Annotated in this window: 16 protein-coding genes and 1 pseudogene; 11 read left to right on the forward strand and 6 right to left on the reverse strand. The window is 62.0% G+C overall.

The window, feature by feature from the left end; genetic code table 11:
* Positions 1–4 precede the first annotated feature (4 nt).
* Positions 5–904, forward strand: a complete 900-nt coding sequence (locus ACMDB8_RS15430) for a bestrophin family protein (protein ID WP_409078746.1) — start codon at positions 5–7, stop codon at positions 902–904.
* Between the two features lie 264 nt (positions 905–1,168).
* Here the strand turns inward: ACMDB8_RS15430 and glp are convergent, their stop codons facing one another.
* Both glp and moaB read right to left on the reverse strand, forming a co-directional pair.
* Positions 1,169–2,374: a gephyrin-like molybdotransferase Glp gene (gene glp / locus ACMDB8_RS15435; protein ID WP_409078745.1), complete on the reverse strand. Its 1,206-nt coding sequence runs from the start codon at positions 2,372–2,374 to the stop codon at positions 1,169–1,171.
* A complete protein-coding gene (moaB, locus tag ACMDB8_RS15440) occupies positions 2,371–2,910 on the reverse strand; it encodes a molybdenum cofactor biosynthesis protein B (protein WP_409078744.1) in 540 nt (179 codons plus the stop codon). Before moaB ends, glp begins: the two co-directional genes overlap by 4 nt.
* Before the next feature lie 286 nt (positions 2,911–3,196).
* Between moaB and ACMDB8_RS15445 the strand changes: the two genes are divergently transcribed.
* From ACMDB8_RS15445 to ACMDB8_RS15475, 7 genes are all read left to right on the forward strand, one after another.
* Complete coding sequence (locus tag ACMDB8_RS15445; protein ID WP_056727923.1) at positions 3,197–4,087, forward strand: LysR family transcriptional regulator; 891 nt, start codon at positions 3,197–3,199, stop codon at positions 4,085–4,087.
* A 46-nt stretch (positions 4,088–4,133) separates the two neighbouring features.
* Positions 4,134–4,454 carry a hypothetical protein gene (locus ACMDB8_RS15450; protein WP_156385872.1) on the forward strand — a complete coding sequence of 107 codons (321 nt, stop codon included), beginning with the start codon at positions 4,134–4,136 and terminating at the stop codon, positions 4,452–4,454.
* The gene (moaC, locus tag ACMDB8_RS15455; RefSeq protein ID WP_056727925.1) at positions 4,451–4,957 is read left to right on the forward strand and encodes a cyclic pyranopterin monophosphate synthase MoaC; all 507 of its coding nucleotides are present in this window, start codon (positions 4,451–4,453) and stop codon (positions 4,955–4,957) included. The genes ACMDB8_RS15450 and moaC overlap by 4 nt, the downstream gene beginning before the upstream one ends.
* On the forward strand, positions 4,954–5,205 hold the full coding sequence (moaD, locus tag ACMDB8_RS15460) for a molybdopterin converting factor subunit 1 (protein ID WP_046044028.1): 252 nt from the start codon (positions 4,954–4,956) through the stop codon (positions 5,203–5,205). Before moaC ends, moaD begins: the two co-directional genes overlap by 4 nt.
* A 3-nt stretch (positions 5,206–5,208) precedes the next feature.
* A complete protein-coding gene (gene moaE / locus ACMDB8_RS15465; RefSeq protein WP_223542632.1) occupies positions 5,209–5,697 on the forward strand; it encodes a molybdopterin synthase catalytic subunit MoaE in 489 nt (162 codons plus the stop codon).
* Between the two features lie 43 nt (positions 5,698–5,740).
* Positions 5,741–7,099 carry a chromate efflux transporter gene (gene chrA / locus ACMDB8_RS15470; protein WP_056727929.1) on the forward strand — a complete coding sequence of 453 codons (1,359 nt, stop codon included), beginning with the start codon at positions 5,741–5,743 and terminating at the stop codon, positions 7,097–7,099.
* A gap of 506 nt (positions 7,100–7,605) precedes the next feature.
* Positions 7,606–8,901: an NAD(P)/FAD-dependent oxidoreductase gene (locus ACMDB8_RS15475; RefSeq protein ID WP_409078798.1), complete on the forward strand. Its 1,296-nt coding sequence runs from the start codon at positions 7,606–7,608 to the stop codon at positions 8,899–8,901.
* Positions 8,902–9,051: 150 nt separating this feature from the next.
* On the opposite strand, the pseudogene ACMDB8_RS15480 reads toward ACMDB8_RS15475, so the two are convergent.
* A pseudogene (locus tag ACMDB8_RS15480) lies at positions 9,052–9,138 on the reverse strand (DeoR/GlpR family DNA-binding transcription regulator); the annotation flags it as partial.
* A 405-nt stretch (positions 9,139–9,543) separates the two neighbouring features.
* On the opposite strand from ACMDB8_RS15480, the gene speF reads away from it, so the two are divergent.
* A complete protein-coding gene (speF, locus tag ACMDB8_RS15485) occupies positions 9,544–11,727 on the forward strand; it encodes an ornithine decarboxylase SpeF (protein ID WP_409078743.1) in 2,184 nt (727 codons plus the stop codon).
* A 50-nt stretch (positions 11,728–11,777) separates the two neighbouring features.
* Here the strand turns inward: speF and ppk2 are convergent, their stop codons facing one another.
* Positions 11,778–12,596, reverse strand: coding sequence for a polyphosphate kinase 2 (gene ppk2, locus ACMDB8_RS15490; RefSeq protein WP_056727933.1), 819 nt, complete (start codon positions 12,594–12,596; stop codon positions 11,778–11,780).
* A 58-nt stretch (positions 12,597–12,654) separates the two neighbouring features.
* Positions 12,655–14,376: a SulP family inorganic anion transporter gene (locus ACMDB8_RS15495; protein WP_409078742.1), complete on the reverse strand. Its 1,722-nt coding sequence runs from the start codon at positions 14,374–14,376 to the stop codon at positions 12,655–12,657.
* Between the two features lie 383 nt (positions 14,377–14,759).
* Here ACMDB8_RS15495 and ACMDB8_RS15500 point away from each other — a divergent pair, with 383 nt between their 5' ends.
* Both ACMDB8_RS15500 and ACMDB8_RS15505 read left to right on the forward strand, forming a co-directional pair.
* Positions 14,760–15,212: a hypothetical protein gene (locus tag ACMDB8_RS15500; RefSeq protein WP_056727937.1), complete on the forward strand. Its 453-nt coding sequence runs from the start codon at positions 14,760–14,762 to the stop codon at positions 15,210–15,212.
* Positions 15,213–15,492: 280 nt separating this feature from the next.
* The gene (locus ACMDB8_RS15505) at positions 15,493–16,440 is read left to right on the forward strand and encodes an AraC family transcriptional regulator (RefSeq protein WP_236709759.1); all 948 of its coding nucleotides are present in this window, start codon (positions 15,493–15,495) and stop codon (positions 16,438–16,440) included.
* A gap of 244 nt (positions 16,441–16,684) precedes the next feature.
* Here the strand turns inward: ACMDB8_RS15505 and ACMDB8_RS15510 are convergent, their stop codons facing one another.
* Positions 16,685–18,604, reverse strand: a complete 1,920-nt coding sequence (locus tag ACMDB8_RS15510; RefSeq protein WP_409078741.1) for a tyrosine-protein phosphatase — start codon at positions 18,602–18,604, stop codon at positions 16,685–16,687.
* Positions 18,605–18,825 lie beyond the last annotated feature (221 nt).

Genomic DNA, 18,825 nt, shown 5'->3' on the forward strand with positions numbered 1-18,825 from the left:
CCCCATGATCGTAAGACCCAAACCCAACCTGATCGGCGTGCTGACGTCCCTCAAGGGTTCGATTGCCAAACGCATCGCCTGGCGCAGCCTGATGGTGACGCTGCTCGCCTCGGCCATCGTGCTTATCGAAACCTTGCACCCCAGCTACTTCTCCAAGGTCAGCGCCACGCCCTTCACGCTGCTGGGTTTGTCGCTGTCGATCTTCATGAGCTTTCGCAACAACGCCTGCTACGACCGCTGGTATGAAGCGCGCAAGGCGTGGGGCGATGTGATCGTGGATGTCCGCTCGATGATTCGTGAAACCCTGGTGATCAAGGACACCGCTGAACGCCACACGATCCTGAGCAACCTGTGCGGCTTCGCCCATGCCCTCAACGCGCGGCTGCGCCAGGAAAACGAAATGGGCGCCAGTGGCGACTGGCTGCACCCGATGCCCAAGGGCAACTCCACCGACATCAGCGGGCAGATCCTGATGCAGGTCGGTCAACAGTGTTCGGCACTCAACGAGTCCGGGGCGATCAACGACTGGCGCTACACGCTCATGGCCAACCATCTGACCAGTCTGACCCATGCCCAGGCCGTCTGTGAGCGGATCAAGAACACCCCGCTGCCCTTCCCCTACACCCTGTTGCTGCACCGCACCATCTACCTGTTCTGCATCCTCCTGCCGTTTGCCATGGCTGAACCCCTGGGTTGGCTGACACCGATATTCACGGCGATTGTCAGCTACACCTTTTTCGGCCTGGATGCGATTGCCGACGAACTGGAAGACCCCTTCGGCCGCGACGAAAACGACCTGCCCACCGACGCCATCGTGCGCAACATCGAACGTGATGTACTGGCGGCCCTGGGTGTGACGGAGTTGCCGCCACAATTGGAGCCGGTGGATTTTGTGTTGAACTGAGACTCAGGAAACACACAAAACCTGTGGGAGCGAGCTTGCTCGCGATAGCGGTCTGCCTGCCAACATCTCTATTGGATTTGCCAGCATCATCGCGAGCAAGCTCGCTCCCACAGGGTACTGCAGGTGGTCGCGGGACTCGGGTTCACTGAAGATCAAAACTGTGGGAGCGGGCTTGCTCGCGATAGCGGTCTGCCTGCCAACATCTCTATTGGATTTGCCGGCCTCATCGCGAGCAAGCTCGCTCCCACAGTTTGTTTGCGGAATTCAGAACAGTTCGCTGAAGGGTATGAATCGCGCCGTGTCGCCCGCTTCCAGGGTGCAGCCTTCCGGCACTTCCACCAGTCCATCGGCCCAGCATGCCCCCAGCAAAACGCCTGAGCTCTGGTTCGGATAGAGCACCGCTTGACCGCCTTCGAGTTTCGCCCGCAGGTACTCGCGGCGGCTTCCGGGTTTGGGCCAGGCAAAGCCGACACTGACCGGGAAGCTCAAAGGCTCGACGTCTTCGACCCCCTGAATCCGCAACAGATAAGCCCGGGCCAACAGGCCGAAAGTCACCAACGCCGATGTCGGATTGCCCGGCAGGCCAATCACCGGCACGCGACCGAAGTGGCCCACGGTCAACGGTTTGCCTGGTTTGATCGAGAGTTTCCACAGCAACGGCTTGCCGCACTCGCGCAGCACCTGGCCGAGGCAGTCGGCGTCGCCGGCGGACACACCGCCCGTGCTGAGCATCAGGTCCGCCGTGTGTTGCAGCTGTTCAAGCCTGAGTCGCGTCTGGCGTGGCTCGTCGGGGAGAATGCCGGCCTCGATGACCTCGCAACCCAACGCACTCAACCAATGGCTCAACAAGGTGCGGTTGCTGTTGTAGAGGCTGCCGGGCTTGAGTGGCGTGCCCGGCTCGACCAGTTCATCGCCGGTGGACAACAACACCACCCGTGGTCGCCGCACGACCTGTACATGGGTGCAGCCCTGCGCCGCCGCGACCGCCAGTTCGAAGGGGCCGAGGCGCTTGCCGGCGCGCAACAGCACATCGCCGACGCGGTTCTCCTGGCCTTGCGCGCGGATGTTGCTGCCGGCGCTCAGGGGCTGCTTGAAGCGGATACATCCGCCATCCAGCACCTCGGTGTTCTCCTGCATCTCCACGCAGTTGGCACCCGGCGGAACCGGCGCGCCGGTGAAGATCCGCGCGCAGGTTCCCGGTGCCAGGGCTTCGGGGGCGTGACCGGCAAATACCTGCTGCGACACGATCAGTGGCTCCCCGCCCCAACCGTCGAGATTCAGGGCATAGCCGTCCATGGCGCTGTTCGGCCACGGCGGCAGATCGAGGGTCGCCACCAGGTCATTGGCCAACACCCGTTGCCTGGCGGCACTCAGCGGCACCGCCTCACTGTCTTCAATCCACTGCGCCTCGGCCATGGTCAGCAGCCGGTCGATGGCCTGCTCCACCGACATCAGCGGTAAAGTGCTCATCCCCGCGTCCCGCAGGCTAGCACCGGCTTGAGGTGCGGCACGAAATTGCACGGCCGGTGGCGCGCGTCGAGTTGCTCGGCGAGGATGCCTTCCCAGGCGGTGCGGCAGGCGCCCGTGGAACCCGGCAGGCAGCAGACCAGCGTGCCATTGGCCAGCCCGGCCAGGGCCCGGCTCTGCACCGTGGAGGTGCCGATGTCGAGAATCGAGATCGCCCGGAACAACTCACCGAAGCCATCGATCTGCTTATCCAGCAAACAGGCCACGGCCTCGGGCGTGCTGTCGCGGCCGGTGAAGCCGGTGCCGCCCGTGATCAGCACCACCTGGATGCCGTCGTCGGCAATCCAGTTCGCCACCTGCGCGCGGATCTTGTACAGGTCGTCCTTGAGCAGGTTGCGCTCACTGAGGGTGTGGCCGGCTTCCAGCAAGCGACTGACGAGCAGTTGGCCGGAGGTGTCATTGGCATATTCACGGGTATCGCTGACGGTCAGCACGGCAATATTCAAAGGTATAAACAATGCATTCGGTTTGACGCTCATGGGGTTCTCCGGCAGATATTGATTAAAAGACTTCCGGAGACTAATTCGACAAATAAAGCCCTGTCTAATCACTCTAACCAACCAGACTATCGAGCCGATCTATCAATATAAAAAGACCACGAACCACATCAATGATAGAGCCCATCGATAACCCCTTAGATAGTAGTGATTGGACGCCCGCCAAGGACAATGAGATCGTCTGCACCTCACGATTGCTGCCTCGCCTTGTGTCTTGCGCACCTGAGTCAATACTTACCCCCTCACTCCCCCGCCAGCAGGTGCCGTCATGGACATCAAACAACTCAAGTTCCTGATCGCCCTGGAGCAGACCCGCCACTTCGGCCAGGCGGCCGCGCGCTGCCACATCACCCAGCCCACGCTGTCGATGCGCCTGCGCAATCTGGAGGATGAACTGGACCTGGTGCTGGTCACCCGGGGCCAGCGCTTCGAGGGCTTTACCGAGGCCGGCGAACGCGTGCTGGCGTGGGCCAGGACCCTGCTGGCCGCCCACGACGGGCTCTTCGCCGAGGCCGCCGCGTGCCGGGGCCAGCTCGTCGGCAACCTGCGCCTGGGGCTGGTGCCGCTGAGCAGCTTCAACCCGGTCACCTACATCCAGGGCCTGTCCCGCAGCTTTCCCGAGCTCAAGTACAGCCTGTCGTCCTTGAGTTCCGACCAGATCATCGAGGGCCTAGGCAACAATCAGCTGGACCTGGGCGTGTGCTACCTCGATCACGTCAACCCGAGCTATTTCGAGTTTTTCGAGATCGGCGAGACCCGCGTCGGCCTGCTGTACGACAATCGCCACTTCCATTTCGACGGCACGCAAATGAGCTGGGAGGACGCCGCCGAGCTGCCGCTGGGGATGCTCAGCAACGGCATGCACTACCGCAAATCCATCGACCTGAGCTTTCGCAGCCGCGGACTGGACCCGCAGCCGATCCTCGAAAGCGATTCGACCTACCAGTTGCTGCAGGCGATCCACGAGGGTTTCTGCTGCGCGATCATGCCACTGGACAGCGGCCTGGAAGAGCCCATCGAACACCTGTCGTTCATCGAATTGCCGGATGCCAGCGTGCTCGCGCCCCTGGGTCTGGTGATGCGCAAGACCGAACCCCGCTCGGCGATTGCCGAGAAGTGTTTCGCCGAAGCACGAACGTTATTCAGCCGGACCGACTGATCAAGTTTCGGTTTTATATAAACCGAGCCGGACATGTTTGCCCGGCTTGATAGACATCACCAATCAGCACATCGGAACAAGCGATTGGACGCGTTTAAAAGTTACCCGTAGCCTGAACTTAATCCAGCGCTTCGAGGTTCTTTTCATGTTGTGCAAAGTTGAACAAGCCGATGTTCGAAGCGACACTAACGCCCCCGCGCCAAAACCATCGGGTGTGAACTTTGGCGAATACGACAATGCCGCGTCAGTTTGTCAGGCGACGCCTCAACCTGATTCACGTCCCCCACCGCAACGCACCACGCATTTACAGCCCGGCATGATGCCTTCACCCGATCACCGCGCCGGCAAGCGCAGGAACCTTCCATGACAGACATTGCAGATGCATCCCCCGATGGCCTGACCCACCTCGACCGCCAGGGTCGCGCCAACATGGTCGATGTCAGCGAAAAAGCCCCCACGCAGCGCGAAGCCCAGGCCCAGGCCTGGGTGCGCATGCGCCCGGAAACCCTGAAACTGATTCAAAGCGACGGCCACCCCAAGGGCGATGTATTTGCCGTGGCGCGGATCGCCGCAATCATGGCGGCGAAGAAAACCCATGAGCTGATCCCGCTGTGCCACACCCTGCTGCTCAGTTCGATCCACGTCGAACTCAAGGCCTGCACACCGGACAGCGTGAAAATCGTCGGCACCTGCCGCGTCGAGGGCCAGACCGGGGTCGAACTCGAAGCCCTGACCGCCGTCAGCGTGGCGGCGTTGACCCTCTACGACATGTGCAAGGCGGTGGACCGCGGCATGGTCATCGACGACATCCGCCTGCTGAGCAAACAAGGTGGCCGCTCCGGTCATTTCAAGTTCGAGGACGCACAATGATCCTGATCAATTACTTCGCCCGTTACCGCGAGCAGCTCAACCTGGGCGGCGAAAAACTGCCCCTGACCGACAGCCTCAAGACCATCGAGGACGTGCGCCGACTGCTGATGGCTCGCGGTGAGCTGTGGAGCCATGTGCTGGGTGAAAACAACCTGATGTGTGCGCTGAACCAGGAGCTGTGCCATCCGGACCGGGTGATCGAGGACTACGACGAGATCGCCTTTTTTCCGCCGGTCACCGGGGGTTGAGGCATGACGGTTCGGGTCCAGCGTGAAATGTTCGACGTCGGCCGCTTGATCGACAGCCTGCAGGCGAACGATCCGGGGGTGGGTGCCGTGGTCAACTTCGTCGGCTACGTGCGCGACATCAATCAGGGTGAGGCGGTCACCGGGTTGTTTCTGGAGCACTATCCGGGCATGACCGAACGCTCGCTGCAAACAATCATCGACAACGCCAGGGCCCGATGGCCACTCCGGGCCGTGAAGATCGTGCACCGGATCGGCCCGTTGTCGGTCAGCGAGCCGATCGTGTTTGTCGGTGTCAGCAGCCCCCATCGTCAAGCGGCTTTCGAGGCCTGCGCGTTCATCATGGACTTCCTGAAAACCGACGCGCCGTTCTGGAAACGCGAAGACGTGGCGTGCGGCGCACGCTGGGTCGATGCCCGTGACAGCGACCGCTCGGCTCTCGAGCGCTGGGCAGGTACGACGCATCAGGCGGCTATGCAACGCGCCCCGGCGTAGCTACAGTCTTTGGCTCCAAGCTTTCTGCACAAGGAATTCCCGCTTGAGCCCCACGCCCTCCCCGATCACCCAACAGGATGTGCCGCAGCCCCGGTCCATCAGCCTGCGCGAAGCCTTCCTGTTCTGGCTCAAGCTTGGCTTCATCAGTTTCGGCGGGCCGGCCGGGCAGATTTCGATCATGCATCAGGAGCTGGTCGAGCGCCGGCGCTGGATCTCCGAGCGACGCTTTCTGCATGCCCTCAACTATTGCATGTTGCTGCCCGGGCCCGAGGCTCAGCAGTTGGCGACCTACATCGGCTGGCTGATGCACCGGACCTGGGGCGGTGTAATCGCTGGCGTGCTGTTTGTGTTGCCATCGCTGTTCATCCTGATTGCGCTGTCCTGGGTGTACATCGCCTTTGGCGAAGTGCCCGTGGTCGCCGGACTGTTCTACGGGATCAAGCCCGCGGTCACGGCAATCGTGGTGCAGGCAGCTCACCGGATCGGCTCGCGGGCGCTGAAGAACGGCTGGTTATGGGGCATCGCCGCCGCCTCCTTCGTAGCCATCTTCGTGCTCAATATGCCGTTTCCGTTGATCGTGCTCGGCGCAGCGGTCATCGGCTTTTTCGGCGGACGCCTGGCACCGGAAAAATTCAGGACCGGTGGCCACAGCGCGGCGAAAAAGTCCTTCGGCCCGGCCGTGATCGACGACGACACCCCAACCCCCGGACACGCCCGTTTCAGTGGCTGGAAACTGGCGCGCCTGGCCATTATCGGTGCGATCTTGTGGACGTTGCCCATGGCCCTGCTCACCGCACTGTTCGGCTGGGAAGGCACGCTGACCCAGATGGCCTGGTTCTTCACCAAGGCCGCGTTGCTGACCTTCGGCGGCGCCTACGCGGTGCTGCCGTATGTCTACCAGGGCGCGGTCGGTCACTACGCCTGGCTGACGCCGACGCAAATGATCGACGGCCTGGCACTCGGTGAAACCACGCCAGGTCCATTGATCATGGTCGTCGCCTTCGTCGGGTTCATCGGCGCCTACGTGCTTCAGGTCTTCGGACCGGATCAAGCGTTTGTCGCCGGTGCCGTGGCCGCCACGCTGGTGACCTGGTTCACCTTCCTGCCCTCGTTCCTGTTTATCCTCGCTGGCGGACCGTTGGTGGAATCGACGCACAACGAACTCAAGTTCACCGCGCCGCTGACGGCCATTACAGCCGCCGTGGTGGGCGTGATTCTCAATCTGGCCTGTTTCTTTGGCTACCACGTGCTGTGGCCCAAAGGCTTCGAAGGAGCACTGGACTGGCCTTCGCTGCTGATCGCGATGGTGGCGGGCGTTGCATTGCTTGGATTCAAGCGCGGAGTGATCGAGGTGTTGATCGGCTGCGGGTTGATCGGCCTTGTCGTGCACCTGATGTTCTGAATCAAACATTTACACGCGGCCCAATCCTCCCTAGTATCCAGCCATCCCCGGATGGCTTGTTCCACTCGCCACCGACGATTTCCGCCGCCGGAAACCTGCGCCATGCGTACTTTGCCGTCAGAACAGCACCTGCTGAACCTCTCGAACCTGGCCACCTCGCTGCTGGCCGTGGACGGCATTGCATGAAGCGCATCGTCAACCTGCCCATGGCCCTGCGCCGCTCCAAACTGCGTCACTCCGCACGTCCGCCGGATAGCATCCTGCCCGCCTGATCGGCGAGCCCCCTCCTTCGCTATCCCGGTCCGCGTGAAGCTCAGCCATACACAGAACCTGTGGGAGCGGCGGTGCGGCGATCCGACTTGCTCGCGAAAGCGGTGTGTCATTCAGCACTGATGTCGGCTGAAAGTACGCCTTCGTCGGAACGCCGCCCGGAGCAAGCCCGCTCCCACAATGACTGCGCTCACCTGACCGGCATTGGTTTCTCCCAATTCTGCCTGGACACCGACATGACTCAACGTTGCAATTCCTACTACACCGCCACCCTCAACCAGGACACCGATTACCCGACGCTGCAAGGCCGGCACCGGGTTGACGTGGTGATCATCGGCGGCGGTTTCACCGGCGTGGCCACCGCCGTCGAGTTGGCGGAAAAAGGCCTGAAGGTCGCCATCGTCGAAAGCCACAAGATCGGCTGGGGCGCCACCGGGCGCAACGGCGGCCAGGTCACCGGCAGCCTGTCGGGCGACGAGGCCATGCGCAAACAGATGCGCCGCAGCATCGGTGATGAGGTCGACGATTTCATCTGGAACCTGCGCTGGCGCGGGCACCAGATCATCCAGCAGCGCGTGGAAAAATACGGCATCGCCTGCGACCTCAAGCACGGTCACCTGCACGCGGCGTACAAACCCGCGCACATGGTCGGCTTGCGCAAGGATTACGAAGAGGCGGTACACCGTGGCATGGGCGACGAAGTCAGCCTGCTCGACCGCAGCCAGGTGCGCGACCTGCTGCAAAGCGACCTCTACCACGGCGCGATCAAGAACACCCGCAACATGCACCTGCATCCGTTGAACCTGTGCATCGGCGAAGCCCGAGCAGCCGAAAGCCTGGGCGCGTTGATCTTCGAGAACAGCGAAGTGCTGGAGATCATCCACGGCGATGGCCTGCACAAGAGCCCGGGCGTACGCACCGCCCACGGGCAGATCGACGCCAGCCAGGTGCTGCTGGCCGGCGACGTCTACCACAAGCTGGAACCGGGCAAGCTCAAGGGCAAGATTTTCCCGGCCATGGGCGGCATCGTCACCACCGCGCCCCTGGGCGATCTGGCCAGGCAGATCAACCCCGAAGACCTGGCGGTCTACGACTGCCGTTTCGTGCTCGACTACTACCGCCTCACCGCCGACGGTCGCCTGTTGTTCGGTGGCGGCGCCAACTACAGCGGCAAGGATTCGCGGGACATCGCCGCCGAACTGCGCCCGTGCATCGAGCAGACCTTCCCGGCGCTCAAAGGCGTGGCCATCGACTACCAGTGGAGCTGCGCGATGGGCATCGTGATCAACCGCATCCCGCAACTGGGCAAGCTGTCGGACAACGTCTGGTATTGCCAGGGCTACTCCGGCCACGGCATCGCCACCACCCACATCATGGGCGAAATCATGGGCCTGGCGATCACAGGAAAACTGGAACAGTTCGACACCTTCGCCGCCTGCCAGCACATCCGCGTGCCCATGGGTGACCTGCTCGGCAACCCGATGCTCGCCGCCGGCATGTGGTACTACCAGATGCTTGAGCGATTGCGCTGAGCCATTGGTTGCACATCCAGCATTGATGTTGTTTGTGCCGCCCTCTTCGCGGGCAAGCCCGCTCCCACAGGGTTCGTTTGCCGGCCTCGATATTTGTGGTCGACATCAACCCCTGTGGGAGCGAGCAAGCTCGCTCCCACAGAGCCCCACTCAAGCCTGCACCACCTCAATCCCCAGCGCCCGATAGTCCTCGACATTGCCAGACGCCAAATGCCGTTCGGTGATCAGCGTGTGCACGCCGGTAATGGTGGTTTCCACCGGCAGCGAACGCGCGATCTGGTGCCGAACCGGCCAGGTATCATTTTTTTCGATTTTTCAAATCATTACGCCGAATTTTTTATTTTCCCGTGACCTGTTCAAGATGGCGCCGTCACTCATGTTTCGGATGGAAACCTCATGAATATCAATTTTGCTTTTGCGTGCATGATCGTGGTCTCGTTCACCATTGCGCTGGTACACGCCTGACCGGCCGGTCGCGAGGCGTCAAGATGTGCAAGGTCGCGGTAAAAGCCTGACAGATCAGGAATATGCTCTATAACCAGTGGTGACACGATTTCCGATCAGGGGAACTGGAAGGCTCTCCCGGAAGTTGATCTCTAAAAATGCAGCGGACAATTGAGTGCCCGCCAGGAGACACCACCGATGAAAGCCCTGAAAATCGCCGCCAGTGAAGGCGCATCCGCTTGTTTCCTGAACGCCCGGGAGGTGGTCCCGCTCGGTCACACCGACTTCACCGACGTCGCCGTGGCCGTGGTGTCGGTCAATGATGTGCTGGCCGGTTCCCTCGACGTCATTCAGCGCACCGGTTTTGATATACCGATCTTCCTGGTGGCGTCCCCCGGCACCAGCACCCGCCCCCGGGAAGTCTACAAACACCTCAATGACGTGCTGCTGCAAGTGAACGGCATCTTCGACCTGTCCCCCAGCAACGTCGAATACCACGGCAACCAACTGGAAACCGCCGCCAAGGCCTATGAAGAAAGCCTGCTGCCGCCGTTCTTCGACGCGCTCAAACACTACACCGAGGCGGCCAACGCCACCTTTGCCTGCCCCGGTCACCAGGGCGGCCAGTTCTTTCGCAAGCACCCGGCCGGCCGGCAGTTTTTCGACTTCTTCGGCGAGACGCTGTTTCGCGCCGACATGTGCAACGCCGACGTCAAGCTCGGCGACCTGCTGATCCACGAAGGCCCGGCGCTGCTGGCGCAGAAACACGCCGCGCAGGTGTTCAACGCGGACAAGACCTACTTCGTGCTCAACGGCACCTCGGCCTCGAACAAGGTGGTGACCAACGCCCTGTTGACCCCCGGTGACCTGGTGCTGTTCGACCGCAACAACCACAAGTCCAACCACCAGGGCGCGCTGTTGCAGGCCGGTGCCACGCCGGTCTATCTGGAAACCGCGCGCAACCCTTACGGCTTCATCGGTGGCATCGACGCCCACTGTTTCGAAGAGGACTACCTGCGCGAACTGATCGCCGAAGTCGCCCCGGACAAGGCCCAGCTGCCACGGCCGTTCCGCCTGGCGATCATTCAGCTGGGCACCTACGACGGCACCGTGTACAACGCCCGGCAAGTGGTCGACCGCATCGGCCAGCTGTGTGACTACATCCTGTTCGACTCGGCGTGGGTCGGCTACGAGCAGTTCATCCCGATGATGAAGGACTGCTCGCCGCTGTTGCTCGATCTCGACGAGAACGACCCGGGCATCTTCGTCACCCAGTCGGTGCACAAGCAGCAGGCCGGTTTTTCCCAGGCCTCCCAGGTGCACAAGAAGGACCGCCACATCAAAGGCCAGGCGCGCTATTGCAACCACCACCGGCTCAACAACGCGTTCATGGCCCAGGCGTCCACCAGCCCCTTCTACCCGTTGTTCGCCTCGCTGGATGTCAACGCGCGCATTCACTCGGGTCGCAGCGGCCTGCGCCTGTGGGAAGACTGTGTGAAGTTCGGCATCGAGGCGCGCAAGTTGATCCTCGAAGCCTGCACCATGGTCCGCCCGTTCGTGCCCTACACCATTGAAGGGCGGGCGTGGGAAGACTATCCGACGGAAGAAATCGCCAACGACATCCGCTTCTTCGAGTTCCACCCCAAGGACCGCTGGCACGCCTTTGCCGGCTACGCCGAGAAGCAGTACTTCATCGACCCGTGCAAGTTGCTGTTCACCACGCCGGGCATCGACCCGGTGGACGGCAGCTACACCGACTTCGGCATACACGCCGGCATCCTGGCCAACTTCCTGCGCGAGAACGGCATCGTTCCGGAAAAATGCGACCTCAACTCGATCCTGTTCCTGCTCACGCCGGCCGAAGACTGGGCGAAGATGACCCACCTGGCCGCGCAAATCGCCCGCTTCGAACGCTTCATCAGCGATGACGCGCCGATGAGCCGGGTGCTGCCGGCGATCTACGCGCAGCACCAGGAGCGCTATCGCAACTACACCATCCGCCAGCTCTGCCAGGAAATGCACGACCTGTACCGCCATCACAACGTGCAGCAACTGCAGAAGGACATGTTCCGCAAGGAGCACTTCCCGAAAAAGGCCATGAACCCGCAGCAAGCGCAAATCGAGTACATCCGCGGCAACGTCGAACTGGTGGCGCTGGCGGAGGCCGATGGGCGTATCGCCGCCGAGGGCGCGTTGCCTTATCCGCCGGGGGTCTTGTGCGTGGTGCCGGGAGAGATCTGGGGCGGCGCGGTATTGAAGTACTTCCTGGCCCTGGAAGAGGGCATCAACCGCTTGCCCGGTTTCACGCCGGAGTTGCAAGGGGTGTACCTGAAGCAGGAAGGCGGTCGTACCCGGGCGTATGGGTATGTGATCAAGGCCTGATGGCATGCAGCAGGAGCCGGTCCGGGCCGGCTCCTGTCCAATGCATCGTTCTAGAATTTTTCCGCGATGAATTTGAACGGATAGTTCGGATCCCGATAGTTACCAGGACTTTGGCGCTTGGGCAGTTTCACCTTCGCCCGCGGTACTTCCTCATAAGGAATACTGTTGAGCACATCGCTGATGATGTTCAGTCGCGCCCGTCGCTTGTCATTCGAGTTGGCGACCCGCCACGGGGCGAAGTCTGTATCGGTAGCCTCGAACATGTCGTCCCGGGCACGGGAGTAGTCGTACCAGCGGTTATAGGACTTGAGGTCCATGGGCGACAGCTTCCAGATCTTGCGCCCGTCGGTGATACGCTCCTTGAGGCGTCGGGTCTGTTCCTCCTGGCTCACTTCAAGCCAGTACTTGATCAGGATGATTCCCGATTCCACCAGTGCCTGCTCGACGCGCGGCACCGAGGTGAGAAAATTGCGCACCTGCTCTTCGGTGCAAAAGCCCATGACCCGCTCGACTCCGGCGCGGTTGTACCAGCTGCGATCGAAGATCACCACTTCACCGGCCGCCGGCAGGTGCGGCAGATAACGCTGCACATACATCTGGCTTTTTTCCCGCTCGGTCGGCGCCGGCAGCGCCATTACCCGGAACACCCGCGGACTGACCCGCTCGGTGAGCGCCTTGATGGTTCCGCCTTTGCCGGCGCCATCGCGGCCCTCGAAGATGATGCACACCTTGGCGCCCGTGTGCTGCACCCACTCCTGCAGCTTGACCATCTCGACATGCAGCCGCGCCAGTTCCTCGAGATACACCTTGTTCCTGAGCTTGCCGCTTTCAACCGGTTTGCTTTTGCTTGCCGCCTTCTTCTTCGCCATGCCAGTTAACTCCTTCAATGCGTCACATAGCGTCCGGAGTGTCCCCGGCCGCGTTCATTCAGCGTCGACTGCGCTGATAATGTTCAACCGCCAGTTCCAGGTTCAGGAACATGCGCGCCTCGCCCAGCGCATGGCCCAGGGGGGCCTTGATGACCATCTCCCATACGCTCGGGCTCATGCCCACCAGCCACAATGAAATGCCTTTTTCCTGCAGTTGCTGTTCCGCCCCGGTGAGCATTTTCAGCGCGGTGTATTCCAGGTCGAACACACTGCGCAGGTCCAGGACCACGACCTTGGGGTTCGCCACGTCAATCAGCGGGCGGATCTTGTCGGCGATGCGCTGGGCATTGGCGAAGAACACCCGCCCTTCGGGCCTGAGCAACAGCAACCCGTCAAAGTGTTCGTCGTCTGCGTTGTCCGTGGCCTGCGGACGATAGACGTTGGTGCCGGGCTTGCGTCCCAGGACATGCACGGGCGGGTCCGAGACCTGATAGGCCAGGGCCAGCAACGAGACGATGATCGCCACGACGATCCCTTGCAGCGTGCCCAGCAGGATCACGCCGATCATGGCCACCACGGCCCAGGCAAATTCGGTACGGCGAACCGACAGGATCTCGCGAAACTCCGCCGGCTCGATCAGGCCCACCGAATACACGATCACCACGGCCGCGAGCGTGGCGTTGGGCATCAGGCCAATGAGCGGTGCCAGCAGCAGACAGGTGCCCAGTGCCAGTGCGGCGGTGACCAGTGCGGCCAGTTGCGAGCGGGCGCCGGCCAGGCGGTTCACCGCCGTCTGGGTGGTGCCGCCACCGGCGACCATGGCCCCGAGAAACGCGCCACCGATGTTGGCAACGCCCGTGGCCAGCAGTTCCCGGTTCGGTTGTGGCGCGGGCTCGTCACTGCGGGCGAACGCGCGCCCCGCCGCGATGGTTTCGGTGAAACTCATCAGCGCGATCCCCATCGCCGAGGACCACAGGGTCTCGGCCATCGACCATACCGGCAGGGTCGGCGCGGGCAACCCGATCGGCACCACGCCGACGGCGGACACACCAAAGCGCTCCAGGCCAAACAGGCTCATGCCGATGATGCCAAGCGCCACCGCAATCAAGGGTGCGGGCAGCCGGGGCGTAAATCGCTTCATGCCTACCAGCAGCAGGACCATGAACACGCCGACCGCCACGGTCGGCAGCGAGGCATGGCCGACGCTCTGGACCGTGGCCACCAGGTTGTGCAGGAAGCCGCCTTTGTCGATGTGCGTGCCCAACAACTTGGGCAACTGGTCGAGCACGATGACCACGCCGATGCCGGCCTTGAACCCCACCAGCACCGGTTCGGAAATGAAATTGGCGACGAAACCCAGGCGCAGCAGTCCCGCGACGATGAGGATCGCGCCCACCATCAGGGCCAGCGTCGCGGAACCGGCGAGCAAGGTCGCCGTATCGCCATCGGGACTGATCTGGCCCAGTGCGGAGCCGGCGAGAATGGCCAGGGTAGTCGTGGTGCTGACGCTAAGCGGGCGCGACGTGCCGAGCACGGCATAGATCACCATCGGCACCAGCGCCGTGTACAGCCCGACCTGCACCGGCAGGCCGGCAATGGTGGCGTACGCCAGCGCCTTGGGAATGACCACCGCCGCTGCCGTCAGCCCGGCGACCACATCGCTGCGCAGCCAGTCTGGCCGGTAGTTGCCAAGCCATTCCGGGATCAACAGGCTGCGCAAGGTTCCCCGTTGTGGAGCACCTGGAATCCGCTCTTGCGGATGGCTGCCTTGTTGATTCATCAGTCACTCCAGTGGCAAATCTTCCATGCGGATGATGAGTGGGCTCAACTGACCGCACAATCCTTTAACTGCACGCGCAACCATTGCAAACCTTCATCGGCATCAAAGCGCGTGTGCCAGCAGGCAATCAGCTCGGGCTCGGGAAATTCAAAGGGTGGGGCATGGGTCGAATACACCGGTAAATGTCCGGGTAATGGCGCTCGGTAGATTACAAATGTAGCCGGTTTGTGCGGCGATGAATGGATTCGTTGATTCAGGCTCGAAGGCGTCCATCACGTCCTCGCTGAAAGGGGAAGCCTCGTATGGACGACGTCATGAAAGCGATAAATGAGCTATACCCGCTAATTCCCCCCCTTGCAGTTCTTCAACCCAGGAGTTTGGCAATGAAGCTCAGAACCTCACTGGCAGCACTCATGGTTGCGGCAAGCCTTTTCGGCTGCACCACTTCATCGACCCACGGCGTGAACGTCAACCTGGTCGCCACCCGGCAAAACGCCGGTCAGATCGGCACTGTCACCTTGACCGACTGGGACAAGAAAACCGGGCTCAGTTTCTTCATCAGCGGTGCTCCAATGGGGGTTACCCTGCCCCTGCGCCTTTACTCGTTCATCAATAACGGCACCTGCCAGCAACCCGGGTCAGTCGCCTACGCGATGAACGACACCGTCAACACCGAAGCCCAACCCGTACGCGGCTGGTCTTTTACCCGGACCGCGCCTGTGCCGTTGCAAACCCTGCTTGACGGCAAATATTCGGTGGTCGTGCGAACGGCTCCGACCGATGGCAACGTCGATATCTTTTGCGGGGATATCAAGGCAACAGAGCCGGTGAAATAGCCGCGCCCTTGCAAGCCGGCCCACGCCCGAGTACCGCTCGCGCCACCGGTTGTCCGGTGCGAGCGGTGGCGTCGGATGGACGGAAACGGGGGCGACGGCAACAACCGGTAACAAACCTGTCATTACTCACTGATAACGTCCAAGCGTTTTCCCGAATCGCATCCGCTCGATCTCCGATCGCCCCAGTTCCCTGTACCGGGGCTTTGCCCATCCGCTCAAGGTGCCACTTCAGGTGTACGCAAGCACGACGCGCAAGCAAATCATCATCAGGTCCGACGACATGAGCTGCGACGACTTTGGCGCGTTGTTCTCGAACCTGTTCGGCAACCTCTATAGCGACTCACCGCCGCCGCCGAAAAACATCATCATCGGCGGGGTCTACGGCCGGCATGAAGGTGTCAGTTTTCGTCGCATGCACTATCGCGGTGACTTCACGGTGGCTTTTCCCGCCCCCCTTGATGAAATCACCTTTGTCATCCCCACCGCCGGCAAGATCATCTTCAACCACGTCACCGAGTCGGTCGGCTTCGCGCAGACAGGCCTGGCAATCGACAAGGCCGAGGTCCACTCGACGCGCTTTGTCGACAACCACGCACAGCACGGGATTTCGATCAGCCGCCGGCTGATCACCGAGCGCCTGTCGACGCTGCTGGGTAAACCTATCCTGCAAAAGGTGCATTTCGAGCCGGTGGTGGACCTGAATGTCTTGGCCTTGCAGGGCATCCGCGCATTGATTGACCTGGCCACGGGCACCGAGTTCGACCTGCTGATCAACAGCGGTTCGCTGATGCCTTCGCGTCTTCGCGAGATGCTGGTCGATGCGGTACTGGAAGCCTGGCCGCACAACTTCACCGAAGCCCTCCGGCGCCCTTCCCCATCGATTGCGCCACGGCATGTGAAGCTCGCTGTCGAGTACATTCAGGAGCACCCCGATCACCTGGCCAGCGGCACCGAGCTGGCGCAATTGACCAACGTCAGCCTGCGCGCTTTGCAGGAAGGTTTTCAGCGTTTCATGGGCACTTCGATCGTTGCCTATCAGCGTCAGGTCCGCCTGGAGCGCGCCTTTGCCGCACTGTCCCAGGAGGTATCGCCGTCGGTGACAGACGTGGCCTTGCAACAGGGTTTCAGCAATGTCGGGCGGTTTTGCCAGTATTTCCAGAGTGCCTACGGCATCAGTCCCGCAGACGTGAGAAAGGGCCTGCGAGCGCGGCCGATGGCGATCAATTGAGGGGTTAGCGGGAGCACTCGCGAAAGCGGAATGTCAGCCGCCCTCTTCGTTAGCTGTGAGTCCGCCTTCGCGAGCAAGCCCGCTCCCACACTTTGATCGGTGTCGAACACAATTCCCGCGTACGACAAAAAACCACTGTGGGAGCGGGCTTGCTCGCGAAGGCGGAGTGACATTCAACATCTACGTCGACTGACACGACCACTTCGCGAGCAGGCTCACTCCCACAGATTGCCTCAACTGATCGTCAGAACAGATAACTGGCCTTCAGCCCGCCATTGAAGCCGTGGCTATCGCCGCCACCGCTGGCGCCGACTTCTGCCCCCACGCTCCACGGACCAAGGTTGGCCATGACGTTGACGCCACCGGTGAACTGGTCACGGTTGTCGAAGGCGGCTTGCTGTTCGATGTCCAGGCCCAGCAGTTGCCCTTCGCTGTCGACCTCATGGTCACCCAACACATGCTCGTAGCCCACTTGCAGGCCCGGCACCACTTGCCAGGCACCGAGGCTGACAGGCGCAAAGGATGCGTTGAGGTTGGCCACCGCGCTCTTGCGGGTCTCGTGGATGCCGTCGACGTCCAGGGCCAGTTCGCTGCCTTTTTCCTGGAAACCCGACAGGTTGACGTGACTGATCCGCACGCCGAGGCTCGGTTCGAGGGTCACGCCATTCACCGGTACACGGTAACCGAGGGCCAGGGTCGCGCCGGTGAGGTTGCCATGGCTGTCGCCCTTGGCCGTGCCCAGACCGCCGCCCAGTTCACGCTTGCTCTCGTAATCGAGATAGCCGGCGCTGGCATCGGCATCCACAAACAGGCCGCGCTCCAGGCCGTTCGGGGCAAAGCGTGCGCCGACGCTGAAGAAGGTCAGGTCAGTATCGGCCTCGCCACCTGCGCCACCGACATTGCCGCTGCTGTAGCCAAAGCCGGCATGGGCGCTGAGCTGTTCGGAAAAGCGCTGGGTCAGGCCGATCATCATGCCCTGGCTATGCTCGTTGCTGCTGGAGGCCTGGGAGGAACCATCGGTGCCCAGATACCCCGCCAACGCTGTGCTCCACAGGCGATATTGCCCGGCCTTGAGGTCGATTCCGCTGGTGAACGGCGCGGCGGCCTGTTCGATCATCGCGCCCTGGCGCAGCAGGTAGCTGGCGGCGTCGGCGTGCACCTGACCGCCGACGGTGGACTCCACGCCCCCGAGGCTGCGGGCATCGATGGCCGACTGCAGGTAGTAGTTGTAGGCGCTGTAGGTGCCCGACAGGTTGCTGTTCTGCAGTTGCTGCAACAACTGCGCGCCGGCCGCGGCGTTGCCAGCCAGGTCCGCCGCGCCCGGCAGGCTGTTGTAGAACACCATCTTGCCGCGCAGCACGTAGATGGTTTCCTGGGACAGGCCGAGGCCTTCCTTGAGGTAGTTATCCATCGTGCCGTACTGCGCGCTCACCTCGTCCAGGCCGGCCTGCAGGTAACTGGCCTCCACACCGATCAACGGGCCATAGATGGTCGCCAGGTTCGGTGGCAACGCCGCCAGGGTCGCCCTCATACGCGCGGCGGTGTAGTCGTTGGTCGCCAGGTAGTTGCTCATGATGGTGGCATCGTCGAGCCCGGCGATGCTTTGCAGCACAGCGGCGGTCCAGCCCGTGCGGTCCTTGCCGGCGGTGCAGTGGAACACAGCCGCGCCGTCGACCGTGGCCAGCTCATTGAACAGCTGGTTGAACTCGCTGCGCATCCCAGCGTTGCGGACGAAATCCCGGTTGGTGTCCTGCATCATGGCGGTGGCTTCGGCGGCGCTTTGGAACGCGACGTTGGTGACGTTCGCGCCCGACGTGGAGCCGCCGATGATGTCGATGTTGGTGTACGTCGCACCCGCGGGCATCGTGTCGGGCGTAGCGGCGATTTCGGTTGGCGTGCGCAAGTCGTAGACCGCCTTGATGCCCAGGCCGTTGAGGGTCGCCAGATCCGCCGCCGATGGCGTCAGCGCGTTGGAGCGGTAAAACACCCCGCCCCGCATCGTGCCGTCATTGGCCGTGGTGTACGCGGTGGTGAGACCGGCGACATCGCGCAAGTTATCGATGCTCTTCAGGCGTGGGGTGTTGAGGGGGACAGTCTCGGCAGCCTGGGCGGCAGCGATGGACAGGCTCAAAACAGACAGCGAACACACAAGTCGTTGGAACACAGTGCAGCCTCATTGAAATCGCGTTGGGCTGACTAATATCTACATTGAAATGGCGCTGAACATGACAAATCGCCCGCGTACGCAAATCACTGCGCGATGTGTCCAGGTGGCTCGTTTTCTGTCCGTGTAATGCCTGTTGTGCTGGCGGGGAACAAGCTGCGCGGTGGTCGCCGATCAATTTCCAGGCATAAAAAAACCCGCCTTGCAGCGGGTTTTTTGCT

Origin of the sequence: Pseudomonas monachiensis, assembly GCF_047345015.1 — a bacterium.
Lineage (GTDB): Bacteria > Pseudomonadota > Gammaproteobacteria > Pseudomonadales > Pseudomonadaceae > Aquipseudomonas > Aquipseudomonas monachiensis.

What these genes read in the sequence shown, in the direction of transcription:
- moaE (WP_223542632.1), top strand. Translation starts at nt 5,209, where the DNA reads ATGACGGTTCGGGTCCAGCGTGAAATGTTCGACGTCGGCCGCTTGATC.
- ACMDB8_RS15500 (WP_056727937.1), top strand. Translation starts at nt 14,760, where the DNA reads ATGAAGCTCAGAACCTCACTGGCAGCACTCATGGTTGCGGCAAGCCTT.
- moaD (WP_046044028.1), top strand. Translation starts at nt 4,954, where the DNA reads ATGATCCTGATCAATTACTTCGCCCGTTACCGCGAGCAGCTCAACCTG.
- ACMDB8_RS15495 (WP_409078742.1), bottom strand. Translation starts at nt 14,376, where the DNA reads ATGAATCAACAAGGCAGCCATCCGCAAGAGCGGATTCCAGGTGCTCCA.
- ppk2 (WP_056727933.1), bottom strand. Translation starts at nt 12,596, where the DNA reads ATGGCGAAGAAGAAGGCGGCAAGCAAAAGCAAACCGGTTGAAAGCGGC.
- ACMDB8_RS15445 (WP_056727923.1), top strand. Translation starts at nt 3,197, where the DNA reads ATGGACATCAAACAACTCAAGTTCCTGATCGCCCTGGAGCAGACCCGC.
- moaC (WP_056727925.1), top strand. Translation starts at nt 4,451, where the DNA reads ATGACAGACATTGCAGATGCATCCCCCGATGGCCTGACCCACCTCGAC.
- moaB (WP_409078744.1), bottom strand. Translation starts at nt 2,910, where the DNA reads ATGAGCGTCAAACCGAATGCATTGTTTATACCTTTGAATATTGCCGTG.
- speF (WP_409078743.1), top strand. Translation starts at nt 9,544, where the DNA reads ATGAAAGCCCTGAAAATCGCCGCCAGTGAAGGCGCATCCGCTTGTTTC.
- ACMDB8_RS15475 (WP_409078798.1), top strand. Translation starts at nt 7,606, where the DNA reads ATGACTCAACGTTGCAATTCCTACTACACCGCCACCCTCAACCAGGAC.
- ACMDB8_RS15505 (WP_236709759.1), top strand. Translation starts at nt 15,493, where the DNA reads ATGAGCTGCGACGACTTTGGCGCGTTGTTCTCGAACCTGTTCGGCAAC.
- ACMDB8_RS15430 (WP_409078746.1), top strand. Translation starts at nt 5, where the DNA reads ATGATCGTAAGACCCAAACCCAACCTGATCGGCGTGCTGACGTCCCTC.
- glp (WP_409078745.1), bottom strand. Translation starts at nt 2,374, where the DNA reads ATGAGCACTTTACCGCTGATGTCGGTGGAGCAGGCCATCGACCGGCTG.